Here is a 4685-nt window from a genome sequence, read left to right as displayed (position 1 = left end):
GGATAGCCCGCGGACAACGCCTACGGCGTTACCCACCGTCTACCCACAGGTTGGCGGCTGCACACATCAACACAGGCTGCCAGCTACCAAGTTCAGACTCATCTACGGATTGGAATCGACTGCGCGCGCGTTTGGGCCCACAGGCGCAGGCCACCGGACAGCTGCAGGGACTGCAGCGCGCCCTCGGACTCGCCCCAGCACCCGTCCAGACGGTTGGATCGCCCAATGAAGCGCGCCACGAACGCCGTGGCCGGCTGATCATAGATGACTTCGGGTCGGTCGTACTGCTGCACCACGCCGTGCGCCAGCACGCAGACGCGGTCCGACAGGCTCATGGCCTCGGCCTGATCGTGCGTGACAAACAGCGTGGTGATGCCCAATTCCCGCTGCAGGCGCTTGAGCTCGAACTGCATCTCATCGCGCAAGGCCGCATCCAGATTGGACAGGGGCTCGTCAAACAGCAACAGCTGAGGCTGCGGGGCGATGGAACGCGCCAGCGCCACGCGCTGCTGCTGCCCGCCCGACAATTGGCGCGGATAGCGCGCGCCGTGTTCCGGCAAGCGCACGCTATCGAGCGCCTGCTGCACGCGCCGTGTGAGCTCCGTTCCACGCACGCCTTGACGACGCAGGCCAAAGGCCACGTTGTCGAACACGGTCATGTGCGGAAACAGCGCATAGGACTGGAACACCAGCCCGATGTTGCGCCGATGCGTGGGCAGCGCCGTGATGTCGCGCCCATCCACCCGAATCCGGCCCGAGGTGGGCGCAATGAGCCCCGCCACCATGCGCAGGACCGTGGTCTTGCCGCAGCCGGATGGCCCCAGCAGAGACACGAACTCCCCATCTCGGACCGTGAGCGAGATGTCCGCCGCCGCCAGATGGCTGCCATAATCCTTGCGCAGGTTTTCCAGCGTCAGCTCAGGCATGAAACACCCTGCAGAAAGACCCCGTCATACGCAGCACCCTCAGCGGGCCACCTCGCGCTGCCAGCGTTTCATCCACACCGGCAGATTCTGGGCGACCTCTGTGGGGTCGGGCAGCCACAGGCGCTCGAAGTTTTCACCGACCGGCACGATGCGGGCAGCCTTCTCGGACAGCGCCACCTGGGTGTTGACCGGGCCCGCGTACTTTTTCTCGGCAAAACAGGTCTGGCCGTCCTTGGAGAGCAGCTGATCGATGTACCGCAGTGCCAATTCGGGATTCTTGCTGCCCTTGGGAATGACGACCACGGGCAGGATGCCCACTGCGCCCTCTTCGGGGTAGACCACGGCCAGCGGCAGACCCGCGTCGATGGCCGAGCCGGCGCGGTCCGGGTACCAGACGGCCAGATCGATTTCCTGACGCTCGAACATGGGCACGATCTGATCGGCCTGGGTATACAGCTGCGCGGAGGCCTTGGCCAGCGGCTTGATGGCTTCGAAGCCGGGATCCATGTTGTCGAGGGTGCCGCCCTTCAGGCGATTGAGCGCCAGCAGGAACTGCATGCCGGAGGTGCCGCTGATGTCGCCGATCGCCAGCTTCTTCTGGTATTCGGGTTTCAACAGATCCGCCCAGGCCTTGGGCGGCTCCTTCATGCGCGTGGTGTCGTACACCATCACCGTGGCGCCCGTCATGAAGGCGACATACTGATTGTCTTTGTCGAACGCCATGTCAGCCACGTCCGCTGCGTTCTTGAGCTGCGCGCGGTCAATGGTCTCGAGCAGGCCTTCGTTCTTGAGCTGGGTGACCAGGGAGTTGTCCATGTACAGCACATCGAAGTCGGACTGCCCGCGGGTGGCGCGCACCCCCGCGGCAAACTGGGCCGAATTGCCCAGCTTGGTGAGCACCTTGGCACCGGTGCTTTGCTCAAACGGCTGGATATGACAGGCTTGGGAATCGTCTGCAAAGGAACCGCCAAACAGGCCGACCACCAGCTCTTGCGCTTGAGCGGGCACCAGCGCCGACAGACCGAACAACGCGGAACAAAGCAGGGAAAGACTGGTTTTTTTCATGGGCCCTCCGCAGGCGAAACGGGCGATGGAAAAGCCACCGCCAGGCAATTGGCGAATCTCCCGCAATTTATCTTTTTGGAAAGATAAATGCCACTAGGGTTTACGCGAAGTGCCGCCTATCCTCTGCGTGGCCCATACTCAAAGCGCTTCCTGTTTCTTGCCTCTCGCGATACCTCATGTCATTCAAGCGCTCCGATGCCCCTCTGGCCGCCCCCCACGCCCCGCTGTCGCTGGTGACCGCCATCTCCCAGACCGGCTCGGCCGACCCGGACGACGACCTGATCGACCGCGGCATCGCCGAATGGCGCAAGGCTCGTCCAGACCTGGACAGCTCAGGCAAACGAATCGTAGGGCGGTTGATCCGGCTGGAGGAAATCGTCCTGCAGCCGATCAATGCCGCCCTGAGCGAGCACGGACTGACCTATTTCGAGTACGCCGTCCTCGCCACCTTGCGTGTGGCGCCCGAACCACAAGGCCTGGCGCCCCGTTATCTGCTGTCGCGCCTGCTGTGCAGCTCAGGCGGCCTGTCGAACCTGCTCAAGCGCCTGGAAACACGAGGCCTGATCGCACGCCGCGCGGACCCGGATGATGGCCGCGGTGTGCTGGTCAGCCTGACCCCGGATGGTCGGGCGCTGGCTGACCGGGCCATGCCCGATCACGCCCGCGTGGAGCAGCAGCTGATCGCCATGCTGTCTGCCGAGGAGCAGGACGTGCTTGCGCGGCTGTTGAACCGTCTGCTGGTGGGCAATGCGCCGCACCTGCGTCTGGCGGCGCTGGAGGGGCGGTAGGGCATCAAAGGCCGCGGGAGGACAGTGTCACACCAAGCTGGCGAGCCACAGTGAAATCGATGGAAACGCCACGATCAAGACCAAGCCCAACAGCTGCAGCAATACTATCGGGATCACGCTGCGATAGATGTCTCCCATGCTGACGCCTTCGATGTTGGCACCCTTCAGATAGAACAATGCGTAACCAAACGGTGGCGTCAAAAACGAGGTCTGCAGGTTGACGGCCACCAAAATCGCGAACCACACCATGAGCTGATCGCGGTCTGCAAACGTAGTCCCGAAGTCCAGGCCCGCAACCACAGGCGCAAACATGGGCAATACCAGAAAGGAAATCTCGATCCATTCCAGAAAAAATCCCAATATGAACAGCAGGATCATGATGGCCAGAATCACCATATAGGGATTGCTGCCCAGCAAGCCAATGGCCTGCTCAATCATGGCTTGACCACCTATGCGCTTGAAGATCAAGCTGAAAGCCGTCGCGCATACTGCCAAGATCAGGATCATGCCCGTCATGAGACTGGTTTCCCTGAGTGCCTCCCACAGTGCCGGCCAACGCAGGTTCCCGGATAGCCAGGCAATCACCATGGCGCCAAAAGCGCCAATGGCAGCGCCTTCGGTCGGTGTGGCCACACCGACGATGATGGAGATGAGTACGCTCATGATGAGCACTGCGGGCCCGATGAGGTTGATAAGAACCTCACGCAGGCGCTGTCCCAAGGGACGCTGGTCAGGGACAGGATTGGCAGGTGCCGCAGTCGGATTCAGTGTGGCACGTACGGCGATGTAGACCATGTACAACACGCCCAACAACAACCCTGGAAACAAGGCGGCAGCAAAGATCTGTCCGATAGGGATCTGCATGATCTCGCCAAACACGATAAGCATGATGCTGGGCGGTATCAGGATACCCAGAGTTCCTGAACCCAATATGGAGCCGATGGCCAATGATTTGTCATAGCCTCGCCGTTCCTAGGCCGACCCTGCCACAACTCACCCACTATCCGCATGTACTGACCGCACAGGGCAGCAGCGTGCGCCAGGCGCTGCATCGATCCCTGGAAGAAGCCGAACTGGACATTGAAGTGGCGTGTGAAGTGACCTATGTATCAACCGCCATCAGCATGGTCAGAGCGGGGCTGGGCATCGCCATATTGCCGTTGTCCACCTTGGATGCAGCGTCATGCGACGGTCTGTCGCACACGTTGGTCCATCATCCGCAGCTTAAACGTCGCCTGGGCCTGATCACCAATCGACGCATCCGGCCGTCGCCCGCGGCTCAAGCATTCATCAATGTCCTCATGAATGAGTCAACCAAACCGATCGGCACTGCCCCAAACTAAAAACGCCATGCACTCGGCATGGCGTTCTTGGTACCGAACGAGCCCGGTGCCAAGCTGGCACGGGCCGTCGCACGATTTACTGCAAAGCGATCTCGACATCGACACCCGCAGGCAGGTCGAGGCGCATCAGCGCATCGACCGTCTTGTCGGTGGGGTCGACGATGTCCATCAAGCGCTGGTGCGTGCGCATCTCGAACTGGTCGCGCGAGGTCTTGTTGACGTGCGGCGAACGCAGCACGTCATAGCGGCGGATGCGTGTGGGCAGGGGCACGGGGCCCCGGACCACGGCGCCCGTGCGCTTGGCCGTGTCGACGATTTCGGCAGCCGACTGATCGATGAGCTTGTAGTCGTAGGCCTTGAGGCGGATGCGGATTTTCTGGCTTTTCATGGGAATCCCTAAAGAACAAAGTCGGCGGGGCAGGCCCCGCCGCAGCACCAATTACTTGATGATCTTGGCCACGACGCCAGCGCCCACGGTGCGGCCGCCTTCACGGATGGCAAAGCGCAGGCCTTCTTCCATCGCAATCGGCGCAATCAGGCTCACGTTGATCGAGATGTTGTCG

General features: G+C 61.7%; 6 protein-coding genes and 1 pseudogene. 2 read left to right on the top strand and 5 right to left on the bottom strand.

The genetic code is table 11. The features are described 5' to 3' along the window. Nucleotides 1–98 precede the first annotated feature (98 nt). Nucleotides 99–926, bottom strand: coding sequence for an ABC transporter ATP-binding protein (locus WCY17_RS14255; RefSeq protein ID WP_372702848.1), 828 nt, complete (start codon nt 924–926; stop codon nt 99–101). Between the two features lie 39 nt (nt 927–965). Then, entirely contained in the window at nt 966–1991 is a 1026-nt protein-coding gene (locus tag WCY17_RS14250) for an ABC transporter substrate-binding protein (protein WP_372702847.1), read from the bottom strand. A 176-nt stretch (nt 1992–2167) separates the two neighbouring features. On the opposite strand from WCY17_RS14250, the gene WCY17_RS14245 reads away from it, so the two are divergent. Then, nucleotides 2168–2779 (top strand): MarR family winged helix-turn-helix transcriptional regulator, encoded by a 612-nt coding sequence (locus WCY17_RS14245; RefSeq protein ID WP_372702846.1) that lies wholly within the window; start codon nt 2168–2170, stop codon nt 2777–2779. Nucleotides 2780–2806: 27 nt separating this feature from the next. Here WCY17_RS14245 and WCY17_RS14240 read toward each other — a convergent pair whose 3' ends face one another. Continuing rightward, complete coding sequence (locus tag WCY17_RS14240) at nt 2807–3709, bottom strand: TRAP transporter large permease subunit (protein ID WP_372702849.1); 903 nt, start codon at nt 3707–3709, stop codon at nt 2807–2809. A 17-nt stretch (nt 3710–3726) separates the two neighbouring features. Between WCY17_RS14240 and WCY17_RS14235 the strand changes: the two genes are divergently transcribed. Then, nucleotides 3727–4122 carry a LysR substrate-binding domain-containing protein gene (locus WCY17_RS14235; RefSeq protein WP_372702845.1) on the top strand — a complete coding sequence of 132 codons (396 nt, stop codon included), beginning with the start codon at nt 3727–3729 and terminating at the stop codon, nt 4120–4122. 76 nt (nt 4123–4198) lie between these two features. On the opposite strand, the gene rpsJ is transcribed toward WCY17_RS14235, so the two are convergent. Further along, on the bottom strand, nt 4199–4510 hold the full coding sequence (gene rpsJ / locus WCY17_RS14230) for a 30S ribosomal protein S10 (RefSeq protein WP_372686080.1): 312 nt from the start codon (nt 4508–4510) through the stop codon (nt 4199–4201). Between the two features lie 51 nt (nt 4511–4561). After that, nucleotides 4562–4685: pseudogene (locus tag WCY17_RS14225) on the bottom strand (elongation factor Tu); the annotation flags it as partial.

Source organism: Castellaniella sp., from assembly GCF_041677825.1.
Classification (GTDB): Bacteria; Pseudomonadota; Gammaproteobacteria; order Burkholderiales; family Burkholderiaceae_B; genus Castellaniella.
This window is presented reverse-complemented; position numbering and strand designations above follow the sequence as displayed.